Source organism: Streptomyces sp. PCS3-D2 (assembly GCF_000612545.2).
Taxonomy (GTDB): domain Bacteria; phylum Actinomycetota; class Actinomycetes; order Streptomycetales; family Streptomycetaceae; genus Streptomyces.
Genome location: NZ_CP097800.1, coordinates 5,547,334 through 5,569,902 on the forward strand (window position 1 = coordinate 5,547,334; position 22,569 = coordinate 5,569,902).

General features: G+C 72.6%; 21 protein-coding genes. 11 read left to right on the top strand and 10 right to left on the bottom strand.

Features of this window, described 5'->3' with window-relative positions; genetic code table 11:
• Positions 1-20: 20 nt before the first annotated feature.
• Genes pelF through AW27_RS24670 form a run of 4 tightly spaced genes read left to right on the top strand, consistent with a single transcriptional unit; the run spans position 21 to position 4,640 of the window.
• Positions 21-1,574: a GT4 family glycosyltransferase PelF gene (gene pelF / locus AW27_RS24655; RefSeq protein ID WP_037927096.1), complete on the top strand. Its 1,554-nt coding sequence runs from the start codon at positions 21-23 to the stop codon at positions 1,572-1,574.
• Positions 1,571-3,121, top strand: coding sequence for a hypothetical protein (locus AW27_RS24660; protein WP_037927094.1), 1,551 nt, complete (start codon positions 1,571-1,573; stop codon positions 3,119-3,121). The genes pelF and AW27_RS24660 overlap by 4 nt, the downstream gene beginning before the upstream one ends.
• The gene (locus AW27_RS24665) at positions 3,118-3,822 is read left to right on the top strand and encodes a spherulation-specific family 4 protein (protein ID WP_236647805.1); all 705 of its coding nucleotides are present in this window, start codon (positions 3,118-3,120) and stop codon (positions 3,820-3,822) included. The genes AW27_RS24660 and AW27_RS24665 overlap by 4 nt, the downstream gene beginning before the upstream one ends.
• The gene (locus tag AW27_RS24670; RefSeq protein ID WP_037927092.1) at positions 3,819-4,640 is read left to right on the top strand and encodes an endo alpha-1,4 polygalactosaminidase; all 822 of its coding nucleotides are present in this window, start codon (positions 3,819-3,821) and stop codon (positions 4,638-4,640) included. The genes AW27_RS24665 and AW27_RS24670 overlap by 4 nt, the downstream gene beginning before the upstream one ends.
• Before the next feature lie 25 nt (positions 4,641-4,665).
• Here AW27_RS24670 and AW27_RS24675 read toward each other — a convergent pair whose 3' ends face one another.
• From AW27_RS24675 to AW27_RS24695, 5 genes are all read right to left on the bottom strand, one after another.
• Entirely contained in the window at positions 4,666-5,874 is a 1,209-nt protein-coding gene (locus tag AW27_RS24675) for a sensor histidine kinase (protein ID WP_052031206.1), read from the bottom strand.
• Positions 5,875-5,905: 31 nt separating this feature from the next.
• Positions 5,906-6,550 (bottom strand): hypothetical protein, encoded by a 645-nt coding sequence (locus AW27_RS24680; protein ID WP_052031205.1) that lies wholly within the window; start codon positions 6,548-6,550, stop codon positions 5,906-5,908.
• Between the two features lie 53 nt (positions 6,551-6,603).
• Positions 6,604-8,469, bottom strand: coding sequence for a phosphatidylglycerol lysyltransferase domain-containing protein (locus AW27_RS24685; RefSeq protein WP_037927083.1), 1,866 nt, complete (start codon positions 8,467-8,469; stop codon positions 6,604-6,606).
• A gap of 83 nt (positions 8,470-8,552) precedes the next feature.
• Positions 8,553-9,617, bottom strand: a complete 1,065-nt coding sequence (gene cobT, locus AW27_RS24690; protein WP_037927080.1) for a nicotinate-nucleotide--dimethylbenzimidazole phosphoribosyltransferase — start codon at positions 9,615-9,617, stop codon at positions 8,553-8,555.
• Positions 9,618-9,722: 105 nt separating this feature from the next.
• The gene (locus AW27_RS24695; protein ID WP_037927077.1) at positions 9,723-10,928 is read right to left on the bottom strand and encodes a bifunctional adenosylcobinamide kinase/adenosylcobinamide-phosphate guanylyltransferase; all 1,206 of its coding nucleotides are present in this window, start codon (positions 10,926-10,928) and stop codon (positions 9,723-9,725) included.
• A gap of 104 nt (positions 10,929-11,032) precedes the next feature.
• On the opposite strand from AW27_RS24695, the gene AW27_RS24700 reads away from it, so the two are divergent.
• Positions 11,033-11,245, top strand: a complete 213-nt coding sequence (locus AW27_RS24700) for a hypothetical protein (RefSeq protein WP_037927074.1) — start codon at positions 11,033-11,035, stop codon at positions 11,243-11,245.
• A 51-nt stretch (positions 11,246-11,296) separates the two neighbouring features.
• Here AW27_RS24700 and AW27_RS24705 read toward each other — a convergent pair whose 3' ends face one another.
• Positions 11,297-12,049, bottom strand: a complete 753-nt coding sequence (locus AW27_RS24705) for a class I SAM-dependent methyltransferase (RefSeq protein WP_052031232.1) — start codon at positions 12,047-12,049, stop codon at positions 11,297-11,299.
• A gap of 56 nt (positions 12,050-12,105) precedes the next feature.
• Entirely contained in the window at positions 12,106-12,714 is a 609-nt protein-coding gene (locus tag AW27_RS24710; RefSeq protein WP_106967672.1) for a DUF3043 domain-containing protein, read from the bottom strand.
• A gap of 271 nt (positions 12,715-12,985) precedes the next feature.
• Between AW27_RS24710 and AW27_RS24715 the strand changes: the two genes are divergently transcribed.
• Together AW27_RS24715 and pspAA are read left to right on the top strand one after the other, a co-directional pair.
• The gene (locus AW27_RS24715; protein WP_078556950.1) at positions 12,986-13,780 is read left to right on the top strand and encodes a PspA/IM30 family protein; all 795 of its coding nucleotides are present in this window, start codon (positions 12,986-12,988) and stop codon (positions 13,778-13,780) included.
• Positions 13,781-13,792: 12 nt separating this feature from the next.
• Positions 13,793-14,071, top strand: coding sequence for a PspA-associated protein PspAA (pspAA, locus tag AW27_RS24720; RefSeq protein ID WP_037927063.1), 279 nt, complete (start codon positions 13,793-13,795; stop codon positions 14,069-14,071).
• Positions 14,072-14,164: 93 nt separating this feature from the next.
• Here pspAA and AW27_RS24725 read toward each other — a convergent pair whose 3' ends face one another.
• Complete coding sequence (locus tag AW27_RS24725; protein WP_037927062.1) at positions 14,165-14,941, bottom strand: hypothetical protein; 777 nt, start codon at positions 14,939-14,941, stop codon at positions 14,165-14,167.
• Between the two features lie 69 nt (positions 14,942-15,010).
• Between AW27_RS24725 and cobS the strand changes: the two genes are divergently transcribed.
• The 3 genes from cobS to AW27_RS24740 all read left to right on the top strand — a co-directional run bounded on the left by cobS (position 15,011) and on the right by AW27_RS24740 (position 19,869).
• Positions 15,011-15,832: an adenosylcobinamide-GDP ribazoletransferase gene (cobS, locus tag AW27_RS24730; protein WP_304949908.1), complete on the top strand. Its 822-nt coding sequence runs from the start codon at positions 15,011-15,013 to the stop codon at positions 15,830-15,832.
• A 59-nt stretch (positions 15,833-15,891) separates the two neighbouring features.
• The gene (locus tag AW27_RS24735) at positions 15,892-16,620 is read left to right on the top strand and encodes a response regulator (RefSeq protein ID WP_052031204.1); all 729 of its coding nucleotides are present in this window, start codon (positions 15,892-15,894) and stop codon (positions 16,618-16,620) included.
• A 126-nt stretch (positions 16,621-16,746) separates the two neighbouring features.
• Positions 16,747-19,869: an efflux RND transporter permease subunit gene (locus AW27_RS24740; RefSeq protein WP_037927059.1), complete on the top strand. Its 3,123-nt coding sequence runs from the start codon at positions 16,747-16,749 to the stop codon at positions 19,867-19,869.
• A gap of 52 nt (positions 19,870-19,921) precedes the next feature.
• Here the strand turns inward: AW27_RS24740 and AW27_RS24745 are convergent, their stop codons facing one another.
• On the bottom strand, positions 19,922-20,572 hold the full coding sequence (locus tag AW27_RS24745; protein ID WP_157840308.1) for a hypothetical protein: 651 nt from the start codon (positions 20,570-20,572) through the stop codon (positions 19,922-19,924).
• Positions 20,573-20,688: 116 nt separating this feature from the next.
• The gene (gene nadA, locus AW27_RS24750) at positions 20,689-21,876 is read right to left on the bottom strand and encodes a quinolinate synthase NadA (RefSeq protein WP_037927054.1); all 1,188 of its coding nucleotides are present in this window, start codon (positions 21,874-21,876) and stop codon (positions 20,689-20,691) included.
• Between the two features lie 293 nt (positions 21,877-22,169).
• Between nadA and AW27_RS24755 the strand changes: the two genes are divergently transcribed.
• Entirely contained in the window at positions 22,170-22,526 is a 357-nt protein-coding gene (locus AW27_RS24755; RefSeq protein WP_030029080.1) for a HesB/IscA family protein, read from the top strand.
• Positions 22,527-22,569: the final 43 nt, after the last annotated feature.

The following is a 22,569-nucleotide window of genomic DNA, read 5'->3' on the forward strand; positions in this document are numbered from 1 at the left end:
GTCCTGGGGGGACACACCGCATGAGTCATGGGCGTCACGTCACCATGCTCACCGAAGGCACCTATCCACACGTCCACGGGGGCGTCAGCACCTGGTGCGACCAACTGGTCCGCGGCATGCCGGAGGTCGACTTCAACGTCATAGCCCTGACCGGCTCCGGACGCGAGCCGGTCACTTGGGAACTGCCCCGCAACGTCTACCGGCACACGGCCGTCCCGCTCTGGGGGCCGCCACCCGGCCGGGGCCGCCGGTCGGCCCTGCGCGGCAAGGCCCACCGCCGTTTCACCGAGGTCTACGAGCGCCTCCTGCTCGCCCTGCTCGACCCGGCTGCCGACCCTGCCGACCGCACCTTCTCCGAGGCCCTGCGCGAGCTCGCGGTGCTGGCCCGGGCCGGGAAACTCGCCGCGGCCCTGCGGTCCGAATCGGTTCTGCGCCTCCTGATGAAGGTCTGGACCCGGCCCGGCCTGTCCACCGCCGAGGCGGCGCCCACCATCCACGACGCGCTCACCGTGACCGACCTGCTGGAACACGCGCTGCGCCCGCTCGCGGTCCGCATCCCGCCCGACAGCGTCGCGCACGCCGTCAGCAGCGGCCTCGCCACCCTGCCCGCGCTCGCCGCCAAACACCTCGACGGGGTGCCCTTCCTCCTCACCGAGCACGGCATCTACCTGCGCGAGCGCTACCTCGGCTACCGCACCGCCGAACAGCGCTGGCCCGTCAAGGCGCTCATGCTCGCCTTCTACCGCGAGCTCAACACCGAGGGCTACCGCCAGGCCGACCTGATCACCCCCTGCAACCAGTACAACCGCCGCTGGGAGGAGCGCGGAGGCGCCGACTCCGAGCGGATCCGCACGGTCTACAACGGCGTCGACCCGCACGCCTTCCCCGAGGCCGGGCCCGAACCGGACGTGCCCACCCTCAGCTGGTGCGGCCGCATCGACCCGATCAAGGACCTCGAAACACTGGTCCGGGCCTACGCCTTCATGCGCGAGGAGCTGCCCGCCCTGAGGCTGCGCCTCTTCGGCCCCGTCCCGGCCGGCTGCGAGGACTACAAGCTGCGCCTGGAGAAGCTCGCCGCCGAACTCGGCGTGACCGACGGGATCACCTACGAGGGCCGCATCGAGCAGGTCGCCCGGGCCTACGCGGCCGGTTCCGTCGTGATGCTCTCCTCCATCAGCGAGGGCTTCCCCTTCAGCATCATCGAAGCCATGTCCTGCGGCCGCACCACCGTCTCCACCGACGTCGGCGGCGTCCGCGAGGCCGTCGGGGACACCGGTCTGGTCGTGCCGCCGCGCGAGCCCGAAACCATGGCCCGCGCCACCCTCGCCCTGCTCCGCGACGACGAACGCCGTGCCGAACTCGGCCGGATGTCGCGCAAGCGGGTCGTGGAGAAGTTCACCCTCCACCAGTCCGTCGACGGCTTCCGGCACATCTACCGGGAACTGGCGGGCCAGCCCGTCCTGCCCGTCCACGCGGGCGACGCGTGGACCCAGCGGCTCGCCGACCCCTGGTACCGCGAACTCGCGGCCCTGGGGCGTTCCCACAAAGAGGCCGGGAAAGGGGGGGCCTGGTGAGCGGATCCCTCTGGCTCAAGCCGCCCGGATCCGGGCCGGGCGCCGGCTCCGGAACCCTCCCGGCGATCCCCCGGCCGCGTGCCGGGGACGCCGGGCCCGCCGCCGACCCGATGGACGAACTGGCCGAACGCCTCGACGTGTTCATCGCCTCCGCCGTCCACCCCGACGAGATCGCCGCCGTCCTCGAATCCGACGGCATGACCGACGAGTACATCCGGCTCACCTACGGCCGACGTGACTCCTTCGCCCTCGCCGAGGAGCTCTACGCACGCGTGCCCCGCTCCTTCCCGGAGCCGGGGCCCGCCGCCGACCCCTGGAAGGTCTCCCTCTCCGCCTGCCTGTTGCGCGGGGTCATCTTCGCCCTGCCCGGCCTGGCCTACCTCCTGGGCGCCCCCCTCCTCGAAGGCCCGCCGGACCGCCTCGGCCTGCCCGCCGGGACCCTGACCCTGCTCGCCGGAGCGCTCATAGGGTGGTGCTGGGACCAGACCCTGTCCCACCGCGCCTACTCCTGGCTCGGCCTCGGCGACCGGCCCGCCGCCGGGCGGACCCTGCTCGTCGGCGCCCCCGTCGGAGCCCTGCTGGGCACCGCCGCGGCGCTGTCCGTGCCCGGCGGGCCGCCGTTCTCCTCCGCCTTCGCCGCCGGTCAGGCCCTGTACGTCGGGGCCGCCACCTGCCTGCTGGTCCTCGGCCGGGAGCGGGTGCTGCTCGCGGCCCTCGCCCCGATGGCCGCCGGAGCCGTGGCCGTGCTCTTCGTCGACCTGCCCGTGCCGGTCCGGGTGACGCTCCTGGTGGTGTCCCTGGTGGCCGCCTGCACCCTGGCCCTACGGGAGCTCCCGCTGGCCGACGGGCTCCGGGCCGCCGCACGCCGGATCCGGGGCCGGGCGGCCCGCCGGCCCGCCCGCGTCGGTCCGGTGCGCTGGCAGATGCTGCGCGGCGCCGAGGAGGAGTACGCGTCCCGCGGACCCCGGCTCGGGGACTCGGTGCCCTTCGGCGTGTTCGGCCTGGGCACGGGCCTGCTCGTGCTCTACGCCGCCCTGGGCGAGGTGCTCGCCGGAGGTCCGGCCGAGGCCGTCGCCGCTCCGTCGGCGGTGGCCCTCACCCTCAGCATGGGCCCCGCCGAGTGGCTGCTGCACCGCTTCCGCAGCGGCACCCTCTCCGGGCTCCAGGGGGCCCGCTCGCCCCGCCAGTTCCGGCGCCGGATGCTGACCACCCTGGCCCGCTGCCTCGGCGTCTACCTGTCGGTGCTGCTGGCCCTCGGCGTGACCGGAACCCTCCTGTGGCCCGGAGCCCCCGGGCTCACCGGGGTCCGCGTCGCCACCCTGCTGCTCCTCGGGACGGTCATGTGGAGCGGGCTGCTCCTGCAGTCCTTCGGAGCCGTCCGGCCCGCGGCCGTGGTCTGCGCCTCGGCCGCCGTCGCCCAGAGCTTGGCCCTGCTGACCGGGCTGGCCCAGCCCCGGGCCGTCCAGCTGATCGTCGCGGGCACGGCCGCCGCCGCGCTGGCCACCCTGGTATGCCTGCTCCTGGGCCGCGCGACCGCCCACCGATGACGCCCGAGACGTATCTGCCGGACAAGAAGAAGGACCCCATGCTGCTGGTGCCCCTGTACGAGCATCCCGCCGAACGGCCCGAGGCCTGGGAGCGGCTCATCCGCGGCGCGGACCGGCTCCACTCGGTGGTCCTCAACCCCGGCAGCGGACCCGGCGCCGCCCGCGACGAGCGGTTCGCGAGCGTCGCCGAGCGGCTCCGGGAGGCCGGCGTGCCCGTCCTCGGCTACGTCGACACCGACTACGGGCGCCGCCCGCACGCCGCGGTGGTGCAGGACCTGCTGCGCCACCGCGACTGGTACGCCGCCGACGGGGCCTTCCTCGACCAGGCCGCCGCCGACCCCGAACTGCTCCCGCACTACGGGCGGCTCACGGTCGCCGCCCGGGCCGCGGGCGCCCGTACGCTCGTCCTCAACCACGGGGCACACCCGCATCCGGGCTACGTGGAACTCGCCGACCTGCTCGTCACCTTCGAGGGCCCCTGGGACGCCTACCGGGCGGCGGGGGCGCCACCGCCTTGGACCGCCGACCACCCCGCCCAGCGGTTCTGCCACCTCGTGTACGGCGTCCCTCCCGGAGAGATCGCCGCCCGGCTCGCCGGAGCACTCGCCGCGCAGCGGGGTGCGGGCGTGCACTGCGCGGTCCCGGGCAACGGCCCGCACCCGTGGGGCACCCTCCCGTACGCCCTGGAGACGGCGGGATGAGGACACCGCGGCCGCTGCGACTCCTGCTGGTCCTGCCCCTCCTGCTGCTCGCCGCCTGCACGGCCGGACCGGACGACGACGGCGAACCGCGCCGCCGGCCGGAAACCGCTCCCGGCGGGCGCTGGCAGCCCCCGCCCGGCACCGACTGGCAGTGGCAGCTCACCGGCAGGCTCGACACCTCGGTGAAGGCGCCCGTCTACGACGTCGACGGGTTCACCACCACGCGGGAACAGGTCGCCGAGCTGCGCAAGGCCGGCCGCCGGACCATCTGCTACCTCTCCACCGGGGCGTGGGAGGACTTCCGGCCGGACGCGGAAGCGTTCCCGCGGGACCTGCTCGGCAAGGGCAACGGCTGGGAGGGCGAGCGCTGGCTGGACATCCGGCGCGTGGCGGAACTGGAGCCCCTGATGGCCAAGCGGTTCGACATGTGCCGGGAGAAGGGTTTCGACGCGGTCGAGCCGGACAACATGGACGGCTACAAGAACGCCTCCGGATTCCCGCTCACCGCCGACGATCAGCTGCGCTACAACCGGCTGATCGCGAAGCTCGCACACGACCGGGGCATGGCCGTCGGCCTGAAGAACGACCTCGACCAGATCCCGCAGCTCGTCGGGGACTTCGACTTCGCGGTCAACGAGCAGTGCGCGCAGTACGACGAGTGCGACCGGCTGACCCCCTTCATCGAGGCCGGCAAGGCCGTCTTCCACGCGGAGTACGAACGGTCGACGTCGAGTTTCTGCAGGGGGTCGAAGACACTGCGGCTCAGCTCGATCCAGAAGCGGTACGACCTCGACGCCTGGCGCAGGACCTGCCCCTAGGACGCGTGTCCTGCGTGGCCGCCGGTCAGGCCCACGGCAGGACGGCGTGCACGCGGTAGCCGCCGCCGAAGCGGGGGCCCGTGGAGCAGGAACCGCCCAGGGCCGTGGCCCGCTCCCGCATGCCGAGCAGGCCGTGGCCGCCGCCCGGCTCGACGTCGGCGGGCTCCGTGCCCCCGTCGTCGAGCACGGTCACCTCCACCGACGGGCCGACCCGGACCACGCTCACTTCGGCCCGCGCCCCCGGCCCCGCGTGCTTGCGCACGTTGGTCAGCGCTTCTTGGACGACCCGGTACGCCGCCAGGTCCACCGCCGCCGGCAGGGGCCCCGTCCCGCAGTCCAGCTGGACGATCACCTCCACCGGCAGTCCGGCGTGCCGGAAGGTGTCCACCAGCTCGTCGAGGACGCCGAGCCCCGGGGCCGGCTCGGTCGGCGCCTCCGGGTCCCCGGACTGCCTGAGCAGGCCGACGGTCGCCCGCAGCTCGTTGAGCGCCGACCGGCTGGCCTCCCGTACGTGCGCCAGCGCCTCCTTGGCCTGGTCCGGCCGCTTGTCCATGACGTGCGCGGCCACCCCGGCCTGCACGTTGACCAGGGCGATGTGGTGGGCCACCACGTCGTGGAGGTCCCGGGCGATCCGCAGCCGCTCCTCCGCGACCCGCCGCCGGGCCTCCTCGTCGCGGGTGCGCTCGGCCCGTTCGGCGCGCTCGCGGATGGCGTCGACGAAGGCCCGTCGGCTGCGCACGGCGTCCCCGGCCGCCGCGGCCATGCCCGTCCAGGCGAAGATCCCGAGGTTCTCCTGCGCGTACCAGGGCAGCGGCCCGGCGAGCATCGCCACGCCCGTCAGGCCCGTCATCGTGAGCAGCCCGATCCGCCAGGTCGTCGGCCGGTCGGTGTGGGCCGCCACCGTGTAGAGGGCGATCACCGTGCACATGGCGACCGGTGCCCGCGGCTCCCCGGTGGTCAGCTCCAGCAGCGAAAGCCCGCAGGTCACCGCGAGCACGGAGCGCGGCCGCCGGCGCCGGAACACCAGCGCCGCCGAGCCGAGCAGCATCAGCAGCAGGGAGAAGGGCTCGGGGGTACGCGTCCCGAAGGTGGGCCCGTGCGGCCCGTGCGGATCGGCGAAGGAGCCGACGACCATGGCGACGAGCGCGCCGAACGCCAGTACGCCGTCCGTGGCCAGCGGATGGCCCCGCAACCACTGTCGGGTGGGGGCGAACGGCCCGCGGTCTGTCGTCACCCCGATACGGTACGGCCTACCGGGGAGCCGCTCAGGGCGGAGGGCCCTGGCCGACCGGGACGCGGGAGCGCACCTGGCTCCACCGGGCCCGGACCACGCACACGGCCATGACGGCGGCGATGGCCGCCAGGTGCTCCTTGCCGGCCAGGTTGTTCTTGACCAGCACCTCGCCGATCATCGAGAGGATCACCAGGGCGCCGGTCAGGTACGCCCGGTGGCGCCAGCAGAGGTAGAGGGCGAGGCCGACCACCGCCGCCGAGGGCCCGGTGTCGTTGACGATGCGGTCGGAGACCGGCAGTCCGAAGGGGTGCTCCGGGCCGAGCGCGACACCGATCCGCGCGTAGGTGGTCCCGGCGAGGGTGGCGAGGTAGCCGATCACCAGCGTGCGCCACCAGCCGATGCAGATCTCCGCGATGCCGAACACCAGGAGCATCTGCGCGAGCGCACCCCACACCGGCAGGTCGAGGGCCGGAACGAACAAGGACAGGGGGGTGCGCAGCAGGGCCAGCCAGAACGGGTCGACGGCCTTGACCGAACCGAGGTCCTGCACCGGCTGGAAGCCCCACGAGGTGTTCTGCACGATCTGGAAGACAAGGGTCAGGCAGACCGCGCCCAGGGTCATCGGGATCGCCCGCCATCCGTCGCGGGCGAGGGCGTCCCGGACGGTCCAGAACATGGGGCCCCACTCGCGGCGGGCGAACCGCCGCAGTGGTGTGCTGTTCCACGCTGTCAACGGCGGGTCTCCAGGTGTCTGCGGTGCAGCCACTTCGGAAGGCCGGGGGCCTCCAGGAAGCCCTCGGCCCGGCCGGCCGCGACACCGATGCGCAGCAGGTCCGAACTCTTCTCGAAGAGCATGAACCGCGGTTCCCAGATCGGGCGGTATTTGGCGTTGGCCCGGTAGAGGGACTCGATCTGCCACCAGCGCGAGAAGAAGCTCAGCAGCGAGCGCCACAGCCGCAGCACGGGGCCCGCTCCGAGCCGGGACCCGCGTTCGAAGACCGACCGGAACATCGCGAAGTTCAGCGAGACCTGGGTGACCCCGATCTCCGCGGAGCGTGCGAGCAGCTCGATGACCATGAACTCCATCAGGCCGTTCTCGGAGTCCCGGTCGCGGCGCATCAGGTCCAGCGACAGCCCCCCCGGGCCCCACGGCACGAAGGACAGCACGGCCCGCAGATCGCCGTCTCCGTCGGTGCACTCCAGCATCACGCACTGGCCGTCCGCGGGGTCGCCCAGCCGGCCCAGCGCCATGGAGAAACCGCGTTCGGTGGCACCGTCGCGCCAGTCGTCGGCGCGGCGCACCAGCTCGGCCATCTCCTCGGCCGGGATGTCGGCGTGGCGGCGGATGCGGACCGTGTACCCGGCCCGCTTGACGCGGTTGTACGCCTGCCGGACGGTGCGCATGGCACGGCCCTCCAGGGTGAATTCGGCGGTCTCCACGATCGCCTCGTCGCCGAGCTCCAGGGCGTCCAGGCCGTGCCGGGCGTAGATCTGCCCGGCCTCTTCGCTCGCGCCCATCACGGCCGGTACCCAGCCGTGCTCGCGCGCCTCGGCCAGCCACGGGTCGATGGCCCCGGGCCAGGCCTCCGGGTCGCCGATCGGGTCGCCGGAGGCGAGCGAGACCCCGCCGACGACGCGGTAGGTCACGGCGGCCTTGCCGGTGGGGGACCAGATGACGGACTTCTCGCGGCGCAGCGCGAAGTAGCCGAGCGAGTCGCGGTCTCCCTGCCGGGCCAGCAGCGCCCGCAGCCGCTCCTCGTCCTCCTCGCTGATCGGGTCGACGGCGCGCCGCGAGCGGAACGCCGCGAACAGGACGGCGAGCAGCAGCAGCATCGACATGACGTTGATGAAGACGTCCACCCAGCCGGGCGGGGTGATCGCCGCGGAGGTCCGGTCGTCGGGGGCCAGGGTGATCAGCCGCATCACGCCGTATTTCCAGCGCTCCGGGAAGGAGACGCCGGCACTGTCGGGGGAGGTGTTGGCGGCTCCCACGAGGAGGGCCGCGACGAGCGAGGTGACGAGCAGGCCGACGGCGGCCACGGCGGCGGCGAACGCCGGGTTGGAGCGGTCGCCCTTGGCGTAGAACTCCCGGCGGCCCAGCAGCAGCGCACCCGTGAAGAGGGCGGTCAGGGCCAGCGAGACCCAGTTCTGCGGGTGCTCGCGGATCTCCTCGTACGCGGCGAGCGCGTAGGCGAGGAGCAGGGCCAGGAGGCCGCTCAGGACGAGGTTCAGGATCCAGGAGGCGCGCTTGCGGCGGCCGAGGGTGACGGCCAGCAGCAGCGTGAACAGCCCGGACGCGAAGCCCGCGGTGAGCATGTACGGGGTGTAGAAGTCCTCGATGTTGTGGCGCCGCAGGTCCTGGCCGAGTGAAACCCACACCGCGCTGAGGAAGTTGATGAAGGTGACGGCGCGCAGGTACCAGACCGCGAACGCGGCTCCGCGCTGTGAGCGGGCGCTCCCCCGACCGGTCTCCCGGCCGCCCCCCGCCGCCTTGCCGGCGGGGTCCCCGCCGGTCTCTTTCCTGCCGGATGACGGACCGGTCGCCGGTACGGCGGTGCGGTCGGTCTGTGCGCTGGTCAAACGGACCTCTCCCATAAAAAGCGATCATATGGGGCGTCGCTGTCCGTGATGGTGCGGTCGGGGGCCACGGCCTGGTCAGGGCCGCGGCCCCCGGCGGCTCATTCCGTCGGCTTCTCCGCCGCGCGTTCAGGAAGCTCCGCCGCGAGCGCGGCGGCCGCCTGGACGAGGGGGAGAGCCAGCAATGCCCCGGTGCCTTCACCCACTGTGACGCCGTGATCGAGCACGGGGTTGAGTGCCATTCGGTCAAGTGCCTTCGCCTGGCCCGGCTCGCCGCTGGCCTGACCCGCCAGCCACCAGTCGGGAGCCCGGAACGCGGCCCGCTGGGCCACCAGTCCGCACGCGGCCGAAACAACACCGTCGAGGATGACGGGCGTACGGCGCACCGCGCACTGGAGCAGGAATCCGGTGATGGCGGCGACGTCCGCGCCGCCGACCGCCGCGAGCAGCGCGACCTGGTCGCCCAGCACCGGACGGGCCCGGCGCAGCGCGTCGCGGATCGCCGCGCACTTGCGCATCCAGGCCAGGTCGTCGATGGGCCGGCCGCCACGGCCGGTGACCACCGAGGCGTCCGTTCCGCACAGCGCCGCGACGAGGGTCGCGGCGACGGTCGTCCCGCCGACGCTCAGGTCGCCGAGGACGACCAGGTCCGTGCCCGAGTCGGCCTCCTCGTCGGCGACGCGCATGCCCAGCCGCAGCGCGGCCTGCGCCTCCTCGACCGTCAGCGCGTCCTCGACGTCGATCCGGCCGCTGCCGCGCCGGACGCGGTGTGCCACCACGTCCGCCGGGAGCAGCCCGGGATCGCAGTCGAGACCCGCGTCGACGATCCGTATCGTGGCGCCGAACCGGCCGGCCAGCACGGCGACCGGGCTGGAGCCGTCGAGCACGTCCCGCACCAGCTCGTGCCCGGTGGACGCGGCCCGGGCGGAGACCCCCTGGGCGGCGATGCCGTGGTCGGCGGCGAACAGCACCACGCGGGGCCGTTCGATCGCCCTGACCGGGACCTGCCCCTGCGCGGCGGCGAGCCACTCGGCGAGTTCGTCGAGCCGCCCCAGCGCGCCGGGCGGTACGGCGAGGCGCTCGCGGCGTTCCTCGGCGTCACGCCGGACGCCCCCGTCGGGGCGCTCGATCAGATCGGAGAAGTCGTCGAGATTCAGCGTGCTCATCTGCCAGAGAGTACAGCCGGTGAAGTCCTCCCTCAGGCCCCGGCGGGCCCGGCCGGTCCGGGCACCTCGCCGGGCGGGCCGCCCGGGTGAACACCCCGTCCCGGCCTACTCCTTCAGTACGGCCGCCTGCCCCGCGACGACGAGCAGGACGTGCTCGCACTCGCCCGCCACCGCTGCGTTCAGCCGGCCCAGCTCGTCGCGGAAGCGCCGCCCCGAGGCGGTCGCCGGAACCACGCCCGAGCCGACCTCGTTGCTCACCAGGACCACCTGGCGGCCGGTCGCGCGCACCGCCGCCACCAGAGCGGCGGTCCGCTCGCCCAGCTCCCGGCGCCCGTGCTCGGCCCACACCTCGTCGTCCCAGGCCCCGGCCCGGTCCATGGCGTCGGTCAGCCACAACGCCAGGCAGTCGATCAGCAGCGGCGGCCCGTCCTCGGCGAGCAGCCCGACCAGCTCGCAGGTCTCCACCGTCCGCCAGCTCGCCGGCCGGCGCTCCCGGTGCAGGCCGATCCGCCGCGCCCACTCCGCGTCCCCGTCCCGGGTGCCGCCGGTGGCCACGTACACCACCTCGGGGAAGCCCTCCAGGCGCCGCTCCGCCTCCACGGACTTGCCCGAGCGCGCCCCGCCCAGCACCAGCGTGCGGCGCGGCAGGTCCGGCACCGCCCGGTAGTCGCCGGCGAGCACGGTGGTCCCGTCCGGCACCGCCCGTGCCCCGGAGGCCGCGAGCCGGCGCTCCAGCTCCCGGCCCGGCGGCACGTCGTGGTCGAGGTGGACGGCGATCACGTCCGTGGCCGGGCCGACGGCACCGCTCGCCCGCAGCCGGGCCAGCGCCTCGGGGCGGCCCGGCACGTCGGCGAGCACCACGTCGTACGGACGCTGCCCGGCCCGTCCGGCGGTCCCGGCCGGCGCCCCGCCGGGCGGCAGGTACAGCAGTCGGCCGCCGTCCGGTCCGGTCACCTCGTACCCGGTGCCCGGGGCGTCCATCGGCACCGCCCGCACCCGGTGCCCGGAGATCACCGAGAGCTCCTGCCCGTCCGGCACCCGCCCGGCGGTGGGCAGGCCCGGCGGCAGCTCCACCGCGGGCCCGTCGTGCGGGTGGGTCAGCAGGACCTGCCGGACACCGGTCAGCGAACGCCCGGCCCGCGCGCCGGCCAGCACCGCACCGGGGGTCAGGTCGAGCAGCAGCGCACCGTCGACGAGGACCGCCGTGGCGGCGCGGGAGCGCGGGCCGACGGAGACGGCGCACGCGGCGCAGGGGCAGCCGGGGCGGGGCAGCCCCTCGGGGGTACCGGTGCCGAGCAGAGTGAGTTCCACAGGATGATCCTCCCGCGTCGCGGAGACTGCTGCGCGCCCGGTTACTCTGCGGGCACACTCAAGGCGAGAAGCGTGTGAGCAGCGGACGAGCAACGGAGGCGGACATGGCGTGGACGTGGCGGTTCGAGACGGCCGAGGGCAGCGAGACGAGCCCGTCGGTGGTGCCCGAGGAGTTCACCACGCAGGGCGACGCGGAGTCCTGGATCGGCGAGTACTGGAAGGACCTGCTGGAGGGCGGTACCGAACAGGTGAGGCTGTCCGACGACAGCGGCACCGAGCTCTACACCATGAGCCTGCGGTCCGCGCTGGAGGCCTGACCTCTCCGAGCCCTTCGGCCCGCCGGTCTGCGGCGGGCCGAAGGGCCGGGGTCAGCCCCGGACGCCGCAGAGGTGCAGCAGCGCGGCGACACCCCGGTAGGGGTCGGTGCGGCCCGCGCGGTCCTCGGCGGCCAGCAGTCGTTGCAGCTCCTCATCGGGCGGCAGCTCCCCGCCCGCCTCGGTGCCGTCGGTGAAGACGCGTACGCCGTACCAGGCCTGCAGCGGCGCCCCGATCCCCGACAGCGTCGCGGTCAGGCCCGCCAGCCGGTCGGCGCGTACGTCCAGGCCGAGGCGGTTGGTGTAGTCGGTGCTGTCGAAGGCGGCCAGCGCGCCCTTCCAGTCCCCGTCCAGCCCGTGCCGCATGGCGAGTGCGTCGCCGTTGCGCACCAGCAGGGACAGCAGCCCGCCGGGGGCCAGCATCCGGGCCAGCCCGGCCAGCATGGCGTCCGGCTCGGGCACGTACATCAGCACTCCGTGGCACAGCACCACGTCGAAGCTGCCCGGCAGGAAGTGGGCGCCGGTCTCGCGCCCGTCCCCCTCCATGAGCCTGACCCGGTCGCGGATCCCGGCGGGCTCCACGGCCAGCGCCTCTCGGGCGACGGCCAGCATCCCCGGGTCCTGTTCCAGGCCGGTCACCATGTGCCCGGCGCGGGCGAGGCGCAAAGCCTGGGTGCCCTGCCCCATGCCGACATCGAGAACGCGCAGCCGCTGCCCCACGGGGAAGCGCTGCGCGATCTGTTCGTCGACCTGTCGGCCCACGAGCTCCTGACGGACCGCGTTGCGCAGTCCGCCCAAGCCCTCCAGCCACAGGCGTGCCCCCTCGGCGAAACCTTCCCCCGACGCGCCGGGCGTCCCTCCGGTCAGGGTCGTTCCCCGCGCTTGACCTGCGGCTTCGGCAGGCGCAGCCGGCGCATCTGCAGAGTGCGCATCAAGCCGTAGGCGACGGCGCCGCGCCGCGGCTCGTCCGGGAAGCGCTCCTTGAGGGCCTTGCGCAGGCGGAACACCAGACCGATGGAGTCCAGGATGATCAGTGCGATCACACCGAGCCACAACAGCAGCGCGATGTTCTGGATCATGGGCTGGCGCACCATGCTGAGCACGAGGATGACGACGGCCAGCGGCAGGAACATCTCGGCCACCGAGAAGCGGGAGTCCACGAAGTCGCGGACGAACCGGCGTACGGGGCCCTTGTCGCGCGTGGGGAGGTAGCGCTCGTCGCCGTTGGCCAGCGCCTCGCGCTGCTTGGCCATCTCGGCGCGGCGGCGCTCACGGGCCCGCTTCGCGTCCTCCTTGCGGTTGCCGGTCGAGGCCACCACGGCCTTGCGCTGCGACTGGGCCACGGCGCGCTTCGGCGTAGGGCGGCCCTTCGGGGCCTGCGGGTCACGGGGCTGCGAGAGGTCGGCGCTCACCTTGTCGGCGGCGGCGGCCTTCTCTTCCTTGGAGGAGCGGCTACCAAACACAAAACCCAAGCGTACGTGGTCACGGGCACGGGCCCCACTCCTGTGGGGAACGATCCGGCAACGGCGGGCGTCCTTCCCTGTGTACGGTCCGAGCGGCGGGGCCCGCCCCGGTGGGTCGGGGACCCACCTACTCCTCACGCCTGACACGGCGGAGGCGTAGTCGTCCTGGAGGAGGAGCGCATCCGTCCTCGAACAGTGCGGTAATGGAGACAGGGCCCGTACTGTGGGTTCTGTCGGTCAGCTGGAGCACAGTCCGTCTAGAAGGGGGCGCGCGAAGCCCATGAGCGGTGTCATGAAGCGTATGGGGATGATCTTCCGCGCGAAGGCGAACAAGGCCCTTGATCGGGCCGAGGACCCGCGCGAGACCCTCGACTACTCGTACCAGAAGCAGCTGGAACTGCTGCAGAAGGTGCGCCGCGGCGTCGCCGATGTGGCGACGTCCCGCAAGCGCCTGGAACTGCAGCTGAACCAGCTCCAGGGGCAGTCCGCGAAGCTGGAGGACCAGGGCCGCAAGGCCCTCGCCCTGGGCCGCGAGGACCTGGCCCGTGAGGCCCTGTCCCGCCGCGCCTCGCTCCAGCAGCAGGTCAGCGACCTGGAGGTGCAGCACCAGACCCTCCAGGGCGAGGAGGAGAAGCTGACGCTGGCCGCGCAGCGGCTCCAGGCGAAGGTGGACGCCTTCCGCACGAAGAAGGAGACCATCAAGGCCACCTACACCGCGGCCCAGGCCCAGACCCGGATCGCGGAGTCCTTCTCCGGCATCTCCGAGGAGATGAGCGACGTCGGCCTGGCCATCCAGCGGGCCGAGGACAAGACCGCCCAGCTCCAGGCCCGTGCCGGGGCGATCGACGAACTGCTGGCCTCCGGAGCGCTCGACGACCGCAGCGGCCTCGGCTCCAAGGACGACATCCAGGCCGAGCTGGACCGCCTCTCGGGCGGCAGCGACGTGGAGCTGGAGCTCCAGCGGATGAAGGCGGAGCTGGCCGGCGGCCCGTCCGCGCAGCAGCAGGCCATCGAGGGCGGCGCCCAGGGCAGCGCCCAGCAGCCGCACACCCAGCACCGGTTCGACAAGCAGTAGGACGGGGCCGTCATGATCGTCCGCATCATGGGGGAAGGCCAGCTGGACGTGGCCGACAGTCACTTCGCCGAGCTCAACAGGCTGGACGACGAACTGCTCGCGGAGATGGAGGGCGGTGACGAGGAGGGCTTCCGGCGCACCCTGGGGGCGCTGCTCGAAGCCGTCCGGCGGCTGGGCACGCCGCTTGCGGACGACTCCCTGGAGCCGTCCGAGCTGATCCTCCCGGCCTCCGACGCGAGCCTCGGCGAGGTCCGGGAGATGCTCAGCGACGACGGCCTGATCCCGGGCTGACCGTCACGGACCGGACGCACCGGCGCGGCGACGGGCCCTCCACCGGCCGGGGGAGGGCCCGTCGCCGTACGTCCGGTCCGGCGCCGTCCGCTCTCAGTCCGGCGGAGCCGGCGGCTTCTCCAGGGACACCGGCCGCGGGTCCGGGGCGCCGCCGATGAATTCCTCGAACCTGCGCCGCCGTGCGGTCCAGCGCCGGTCGTGGTGGAAGGCCCGCAGCCCCGCCCTGGCCCGGGCGCGCGGACGGTTGGCGTAGAACCGCTTCGCGTACGGGGAGCCGGGCCGGGCCAGACGGACCGCGCCGACCAGCGCCACGAAGGGGACGATGACGCCGAACAGCGCGGTGCGCGCCTTGCCCTTCCACAGGGCGACCAGGGCGAGGCAGAAATTGCCGGCCGCGTTCATGACGACCAGCCCGCGGCTCTGGCGTTCCTCGGGGGTCAGGTCGTTCACCCCGAAGGGCACGAACCCGCCCAGGATCAGGGCCACCACCGCGGCCGTCACGACCACGATCTCCACGCTCTTGCGGCCCTGCTCGCTCCAGTAGACGTCGTCGAGGTGCAGGATCAGCGCGAACTCGTCCAGGACCAGCCCGGCCCCGAGCCCGAAGACCACGGCCGAGAGCGCCGCCCCGATGCCGTTGCTTCCGCTGCCGATGGCGCCGAACCCCCCGATGATCACGAGGATCACGCCCGGCACGACGTGGTGGATGTGCAGGCCCCCGGGGGTGACGTTCTTGAAGGGGCCGCGGCCGGCCCGGATCATGCGGGTGATCACGCGGGTGACCAGGAACGACATCACGAAGGAGACCAGGGCGAGCAGCATGGGCAGCTTTCCTGGCTCGACGATGTTCCGATACCACCAGTGACCCATCCCACTTCTCCCTATGTGAAACGTATGGGGTAATTTACCGCCCGCCCCGAGCGGGTAGCGTTCGCGCCGATGACAGATTCGTACGACGGCCCGCCCCTGACGCCGCCCGCGGAGCGCGCCTCGTTCCGCGACGGCGTCCGCTTCGCGTTCGGCACCCTCACCGTGCTGCCCGCCCGCATCACCCGCTGGGACCGCCCCGCGGCCCGCACCGGAATGGCCTGCGCCCCGCTCGCCGGACTGGTCGTCGGCGCGCTCGCGGCCGTCCCCGGAGCACTCCTGCTGCTGCTCGGCGCCCAACCACTGCTCGCGGCGGCCGTGACGGTCGCCGTACCGGCCGCGCTGACCAGGGGACTGCACCTGGACGGGCTGGCCGACACGGCGGACGGCCTGGGCAGCGCCAAACCGGCCGACGAGGCACTGCGCATCATGAAGAAGTCCGACATCGGGCCCTTCGGTGTGATCGCCCTGGTCGTCGTCCTGCTCGTACAGACGGCCGCCCTGTCCGAGCTGTACGCCGACAGCTGGGTCCGTGGCGCCCTCGCCGTCGTGGTCGCCGCCGTCACGGCCCGCCTCGCCATGACCCTGGCCTCCCGGGAAGGCGTTCCGCCGGCCCGGCCCGAGGGGCTCGGCGCCGCGGTCGCCGGGGCCGTCCCGCGCCCGGTGGCCGCCGCCCTCGTGGCCCTCGTCACCGTCGCCGCCGCGGCGGCCGCCCTCCCGGTCGGCCCGCCCGCCGCGGCCCGGGCGGCGGCGGCGGTGCTCGTCGCCCTGCTCGCCGCGGAACTCCTCCTCCGCCGCTGTGTGCGCCGCTTCGACGGGGTCACCGGCGACGTGTTCGGAGCACTGGCCGAGGTGGCGGCGACCACCGCGCTCCTCGTCCTCGCCCTCGGCTGAGAGCGTCCGGTCCGACGGGACCCCGGACGGACCGCGACGGCCCCGCGTACGCTCACCCCGTGCACCACACTCCTACGGACCCGCCCCCCGCCGCACCGATCAGGGTGCTGCTCGCCGACGACCAGGCCCTGCTGCGCAGCGCGTTCAAGGTGCTCGTCGACTCCGAGCCCGACATGGAGGTCGTCGGGGAGGCCTCGGACGGGGCGCAGGCCTTCGCGCTCGCCCGCCGGGAGCGCCCCGACGTCGTCCTGATGGACATCCGGATGCCCGGTACCGACGGGCTCGCCGCCACCCGCATGATCAGCGCCGACCCGGATCTCGCGGCCGTGCGCGTGGTGATGCTGACGACCTTCGAGGTGGACGAGTACGTGGTCTCCGCGCTGCGGGCGGGCGCCTCCGGCTTCCTCGGCAAGGGCGCCGAACCCGAGGAGCTGCTCAACGCCATCCGCGTCGCCGCCGCCGGTGAGGCGCTGCTCTCCCCGGCCGCCACCAAGGGTCTCATCGCCACCTTCCTCGCCCAGGGCGGCGGCGCCGACCCGGCCGCCTCCGGCGCCTCGGCCGGGGCCCATGCGGAGCGGCTGGCCGCGCTGACCGTCCGGGAGCGCGAGGTCCTCGTCCACGTCGCCGCGGGCCTGTCCAACGACGGCATCGCCGAACGGCTGGAGGTCAGCCCCCTCACCGTCAAGACGCACGTGAACCGGGCCATGGCCAAGCTCGGCGCCCGCGACCGGGCCCAGTTGGTCGTCATCGCCTACGAATCGGGACTCGTCCGGCCCCGAGTGGAGTAGCGCCGCCTACTACGGACGCGGTATGCCGCACATAAGGACGGGACCTGCGAGCGACGAAACGTCCCCGCCGCATGGGACAGGGTGGGAGCGCCCTCGCGTTCGTCACTGCAGAGAGATCCCACACACATGTCCTGGCTGTCCCGCTTCAGCCTTACCCAAAGGGCGTTGGTCGGCCTCGTGTCGATCGTCGCGCTCCTCTTCGGCGCCATAGCCATCCCGCAGCTCAAGCAGCAGCTGCTGCCCTCCATCGAACTCCCGATGGTGTCCGTGCTCGCGCCGTACCAGGGCGCCTCACCCGACGTGGTCGAGAAGCAGGTCGTCGAACCGATCGAGGCCACGCTCAAGGGCGTCGACGGCATCACCGGCATCACCTCCACCGCCAGCGAGGGCAACGCCCTCATCATGGCCACCTTCGACTACGGCGACAGCGGCACCAAGCAGCTCGTCGCCGACGTCCAGCAGGCCGTCAACCGGGCCCGCGTCCGGCTGCCCGCCGATGTGGACCCGCAGGTGGTGGCCGGTTCCACCGACGACATCCCGACGGTGGTCCTCGCCGCCACGTCCGACAAGGACCAGCAGGCCCTCGCCGACCAGCTGGAGAAGTCCGTGGTCCCGGTCCTGTCGGACATCGACGGCGTCGGCCAGGTCAGCGTCGACGGGGTCCAGGACATCCAGGTCACCGTGACCCCCGACGACGCCCGGCTCGCCGCGGCCGGCCTCGACGGCGCGGCCCTCGCCCAGGGTCTCCGGGCGGGCGGCGCGGCCGTCCCCGCCGGCTCCTTCGACGAGGCGGGCCAGAGCCGCACCGTCCGCGTGGGCAACGGCTTCACCTCCCTCGCCCAGGTCGAGGACCTGCGCCTGAGCCCCGGTCAGGGCAGGCCGGCGGTCCGCCTCGGCGACGTCGCCGTCGTCAGGCAGGAGCCGGCCAAGGCCGTATCCATCACCCGCACCAACGGCCGGCCCAGCCTCGCCCTCGTCCTCACCATGGACAAGGACGGCAGCGCCGTCGCCATCTCCGACGCGGTCAAGGACAAGCTGCCCGAGCTGCGCTCCACGCTCGGCTCCGGAGCCGAGCTGACCGTCGTCAGCGACCAGGGGCCGGCCGTCGCCAAGTCCATCTCCAGCCTCACCACGGAGGGCATGCTCGGCCTGCTCTTCGCGGTGATCGTGATCCTGGTCTTCCTGGCGTCGGTGCGTTCGACGCTGGTCACCGCGGTGTCCATCCCGCTGTCCGTGGTCCTCGCCCTCATCGTGCTGTGGACGCGCGACCTGTCGCTCAACATGCTCACCCTGGGCGCGCTGACCATCGCCATCGGCCGGGTCGTCGACGACTCGATCGTGGTACTGGAGAACATCAAGCGCCACCTCGGCTACGGCGAGGAGCGCGAGGCCGCGATCACCACCGCAGTCAGGGAGGTCGCCGGGGCGGTCACCTCCTCCACCCTCACCACCGTCGCCGTCTTCCTGCCCATCGGCCTCGTCGGCGGCATGATCGGCGAGCTCTTCGGCTCCTTCTCGCTCACCGTCACCGCGGCCCTGCTGGCCTCGCTGCTGGTCTCGCTGACGGTCGTTCCGGTGCTCTCGTACTGGTTCCTCAGCGCGCCGAAGGGCGTCACGCCCGGGGACGCCGAGAGCGCCGCCGAGGCCCGTCGCGAAGCCGAGGAGAAGGAGGCACGCAGCCGCCTCCAGCGCTTCTACGTCCGCGTCCTGGGCTTCGCCACCCGGCGCCGCCTGACCAGCGTGGCCATCGCGGTGGTCGTCCTCGTCGGCACCCTCGGCATGACCCCCCTGCTGAAGACCAACTTCTTCGACCAGGGCGAGCAGGACCTCCTGACGGTCAAGCAGGAGCTCGCCCCGGGCACCTCGCTGGCCGCCTCCGACGAGGCGAGCCGCAAGGTCGAGAAGGTGCTGGCCTCCGTTGACGGAGTCAAGAGCTACCAGGTCACCGTCGGCTCCTCCGGCTTCCTCGCGGCCTTCGGTGGCGGTACCGGCTCCAACCAGGCCTCCTACCAGGTCACCCTGAAGGACGCCGGCGACGCCGAGGCCGTGAAGCGGCGGATCGAGGAGCGGCTCGCCGCCCTCGACGGCATCGGCGAGACCCGCATCGCGGCCGGCGACGCCTTCGGCAGCCAGAACCTCAGCGTGGTCGTCAAGGCGGGCGACGGCGAGGTCCTGGCCCGGGCCGCCGAGCAGGTCCGGGCCGCGGTGGCGAAGCTGGACAACGTCACCGACGTGCAGAGCGACCTGTCCCAGTCCGTGCCCCGGATCTCGGTGACCGCCACTCCCAAGGCGGCGGAGGCGGGCCTGGACCAGGCCGCGCTGGGCGCACTCGTCGCCCAGGCCGTCCGCGGCAACCCGGCGGGCAGGGCCGTACTGGACGGCACCGAGCGGGACATCGTCATCACGTCCGCGCAGCCGGCCACCACCCTGGCCGAACTGCGGGCGCTCCCCGTCGGCCCGGTCAGGCTCGGTGACGTCGCCGAGGTCGCGGAGGTTCCCGGTCCGGTCGCGATGACCCGGATCGACGGCGCCCGCGCCGCCACCATCACCGCGCGCCCGCAGGGCGACAACACGGGCGCGGTCAGCGCGGAGCTCCAGACGAAGCTCAAGGCCCTGGACCTGCCCGACGGCGCCACGGCCTCCATCGGGGGAGTCTCCGAGGACCAGGACGAGGCGTTCGGCTCGCTCGGCCTCGCCATGCTCGCGGCCATCGCGATCGTGTTCATGCTGCTGGTGGCGACCTTCCGGTCGCTCGTCCAGCCGCTGATCCTGCTGGTGTCCATCCCGTTCGCGGCGACCGGCTCGCTCGGCCTGCTCATCGTCACCGGCACCCCGATGGGCGTCCCGGCGATGATCGGCATGCTGATGCTCATCGGCATCGTCGTCACCAACGCGATCGTCCTGATCGACCTGGTCAACCAGTACCGCACCCAGGGCCTGGGCGTCGTCGAGGCGGTCGTCGAGGGCGGCCGGCACCGGCTGCGCCCGATCCTCATGACGGCCCTGGCGACGATCTTCGCACTGCTCCCGATGGCGCTCGGCGTCACCGGTGAGGGCGGCTTCATCTCGCAGCCGCTGGCGGTCGTGGTGATCGGCGGCCTGGTCAGCTCGACCCTGCTGACGCTGCTCCTGGTGCCGACCCTCTACACGATGGTCGAGCTCCGCAAGGAACGCCGCCGAGCGAAGAAGGCGGCCCGCCCGGCGGCGGCGCCGCAGGACCGGCCGGAGGAGACCCCGGCCCCGGTCTGACCGGGGCTGGGCGCAGAGGCCCCGGGCACCGCTGCGAGTGGTGCCCGGGGCATCACGCGTACCAGTGGTAGCAGCCGCCCTCCTGGCGCCCCGGGACGTCCGTGCGCCACTCGTACCATCCGTCGCCTTTCATCAGGTTGCTGATGTCCTCCGAGCGGATGACGAGGCAGAAGGGGAGTCTGATGGGCCGGCCCGTACTGGCGCGTTCGACGGTCAGCGTTCCCTCGAAACGGTCGGGTTTGAGCGTCCAGCCGTGGGTGGTGAACTGCATGACGGGCTGTTTGGGGTCGGACTGCGTGACGACGAACGGTGTGGGGTCCGATGCGAACTCGTACCAGACGCTTGTCTTGTCGACAACCCTGGCGGAGGCACTGCCGCCGCGCTGCACCCACCACTGCACGTTCTGTTCCCAGAAGAACTTCGGCTCGCTTCGCGTGGTCTTCGGTCGCAGGCGGATCTGGACGTCAGTGACTATCTCCACGTCCTCCGTGTCGAACCGGGTGAACACGGTCGGCTGGAGGAAGAGGGAGGTCGCGTCCCCGGACCGGATCATCTTCAGGGACATCGGAAGGGTGACTACGGTCTGCGGGCTCTCTCGTGCCTCCACGAAGTTGTAGACCGAGAACGCCAGGGCTGTCAGCGAAGCGATGCTCGCGACCCAGGTGTGTCCCGTGCGGAAGCGATGCCGTGTGCGATCGGCCATGGTTCCCAGCCTGAGCCCGGCCGCCGCCCGGTGCCCCTCGGCCTGGGCCGCCCGGAGGAGCACGAGAAGGGGCGCCCGGCAGATGCCGGGCGCCCCTTCTCGATGTTCGGCTACCTCTACGGGAGGGCGAGCATGCGCTCCAGCGCGAGCTTCGCGAAGCTCTCCGTCTCCTTGTCGACCTGGATCTGGTTGACGAGGGTGCCCTCGGCCAGCGACTCCAGGGTCCACACCAGGTGCGGGAGGTCGATGCGGTTCATCGTCGAACAGAAGCAGACCGTCTTGTCGAGGAAGACGACTTCCTTGTCCTCGGCAGCGAAACGATTCGCCAGACGGCGGACCAGGTTCAGCTCGGTACCGATGGCCCACTTGGAGCCGGCCGGGGCCGCCTCCAAGGCCTTGATGATGTACTCCGTCGAGCCGACGTAGTCCGCGGCCGCCACGACCTCGTGCTTGCACTCGGGGTGGACCAGGACGTTCACGCCGGGGATGCGGGCGCGCACGTCGTTGACCGAGTCGACCGAGAACCGGCCGTGGACCGAGCAGTGCCCGCGCCAGAGGATCATCCTGGCGTCGCGCAGCTGCTGGGCGGTCAGGCCGCCGTTGGGCTTGTGCGGGTTGTAGACCACGCAGTCGTCCAGGGACATGCCCATGTCGCGGACGGCCGTGTTGCGGCCCAGGTGCTGGTCCGGGAGGAAGAGCACCTTCTCGCCCTGCTCGAACGCCCACTCCAGGGCCTTCTTCGCGTTGGACGAGGTGCAGATCGTGCCGCCGTGCTTGCCGGTGAAGGCCTTGATGTCGGCGGAGGAGTTCATGTACGAGACGGGGACCGTCACACCGGCGATACCGGCATCAGTCAGCGCGTCCCAGCACTCCGCGACCTGTTCGGCGGTGGCCATGTCGGCCATCGAGCAGCCGGCGGCCAGGTCCGGCAGGACCACCTTCTGGTCGTCCGAGGTCAGGATGTCCGCGGACTCGGCCATGAAGTGGACGCCGCAGAAGACGATGTACTCGGCCTCCGGCTTGGCGGCCGCGTCCCTGGCCAGCTTGAAGGAGTCGCCGGTGACGTCGGCGAACTCGATGACCTCGTCACGCTGGTAGTGGTGGCCGAGGATGAAGACCTTGTCCCCGAGCTTCTCCTTGGCCGCGCGGGCGCGCTCCACGAGGTCCGGGTCGGACGGCGAGGGCAGGTCGCCGGGGCACTCCACCCCGCGCTCGCTCTTGGGGTCGGCCTCACGGCCGAGCAGCAGCAGGGCAAGGGGCGTCGGCTGGACGTCCAACGGCTGGGCGGTGGTCACGACACGCACCCTTTCTGTTCTGCGACGAGGGATTTAAGGATCATCGCTTCGACTTCTCGTCTACTTGACGCTATCTATCATAACCGCTTCACGTCAGTTTGACGATGCCGATAGTGTCAATGTGACGCATCAGCCCCCGATTCGCCGGGCCCGCGTCCGCGCGGGGTGTGCGAGCATGAATATCTGAAACAAGCGTCGGGTCCCGGAATGAATCCGCGGTCCCGCTCGTTGCCACCGACGGCAAGAGTCCGACGTTTCCCCGCGCCTCCGCGGGGAGCCGCCCACTTCGGGAGTGAATGCAGATGTCCGTACAGGACGACAAGACCACTGTGAGCGACGGCATCCTCCTGTCCGACGCCGCCGCCGAGAAGGTCAGGACCCTGCTGGAGCAGGAAGGCCGCGATGACCTGGCGCTCCGCGTCGCCGTCCAGCCCGGCGGCTGCTCCGGCCTGCGCTACCAGCTCTTCTTCGACGAGCGCTCCCTCGACGGCGACGTCGTGAAGGACTTCGACGGTGTGAAGGTCGTCACGGACCGCATGAGCGCCCCGTACCTGGGCGGCGCCTCCATCGACTTCGTCGACACCATCGAGAAGCAGGGCTTCACGATCGACAACCCGAACGCCACGGGCTCCTGCGCCTGCGGCGACTCCTTCAGCTGAGCCTGCGGCACACCTACGACGAGGGCCCGCCCCGGTCGCATCC

What these genes read in the sequence shown, in the direction of transcription:
- pelF (WP_037927096.1), top strand. Translation starts at nt 21, where the DNA reads ATGAGTCATGGGCGTCACGTCACCATGCTCACCGAAGGCACCTATCCA.
- AW27_RS24665 (WP_236647805.1), top strand. Translation starts at nt 3,118, where the DNA reads ATGACGCCCGAGACGTATCTGCCGGACAAGAAGAAGGACCCCATGCTG.
- AW27_RS24670 (WP_037927092.1), top strand. Translation starts at nt 3,819, where the DNA reads ATGAGGACACCGCGGCCGCTGCGACTCCTGCTGGTCCTGCCCCTCCTG.
- AW27_RS24680 (WP_052031205.1), bottom strand. Translation starts at nt 6,550, where the DNA reads ATGTTCTGGACCGTCCGGGACGCCCTCGCCCGCGACGGATGGCGGGCG.
- AW27_RS24685 (WP_037927083.1), bottom strand. Translation starts at nt 8,469, where the DNA reads ATGGGAGAGGTCCGTTTGACCAGCGCACAGACCGACCGCACCGCCGTA.
- cobT (WP_037927080.1), bottom strand. Translation starts at nt 9,617, where the DNA reads ATGAGCACGCTGAATCTCGACGACTTCTCCGATCTGATCGAGCGCCCC.
- AW27_RS24700 (WP_037927074.1), top strand. Translation starts at nt 11,033, where the DNA reads ATGGCGTGGACGTGGCGGTTCGAGACGGCCGAGGGCAGCGAGACGAGC.
- AW27_RS24715 (WP_078556950.1), top strand. Translation starts at nt 12,986, where the DNA reads ATGAGCGGTGTCATGAAGCGTATGGGGATGATCTTCCGCGCGAAGGCG.
- pspAA (WP_037927063.1), top strand. Translation starts at nt 13,793, where the DNA reads ATGATCGTCCGCATCATGGGGGAAGGCCAGCTGGACGTGGCCGACAGT.
- AW27_RS24725 (WP_037927062.1), bottom strand. Translation starts at nt 14,941, where the DNA reads ATGGGTCACTGGTGGTATCGGAACATCGTCGAGCCAGGAAAGCTGCCC.
- cobS (WP_304949908.1), top strand. Translation starts at nt 15,011, where the DNA reads ATGACAGATTCGTACGACGGCCCGCCCCTGACGCCGCCCGCGGAGCGC.
- AW27_RS24740 (WP_037927059.1), top strand. Translation starts at nt 16,747, where the DNA reads ATGTCCTGGCTGTCCCGCTTCAGCCTTACCCAAAGGGCGTTGGTCGGC.
- AW27_RS24745 (WP_157840308.1), bottom strand. Translation starts at nt 20,572, where the DNA reads ATGGCCGATCGCACACGGCATCGCTTCCGCACGGGACACACCTGGGTC.
- AW27_RS24755 (WP_030029080.1), top strand. Translation starts at nt 22,170, where the DNA reads ATGTCCGTACAGGACGACAAGACCACTGTGAGCGACGGCATCCTCCTG.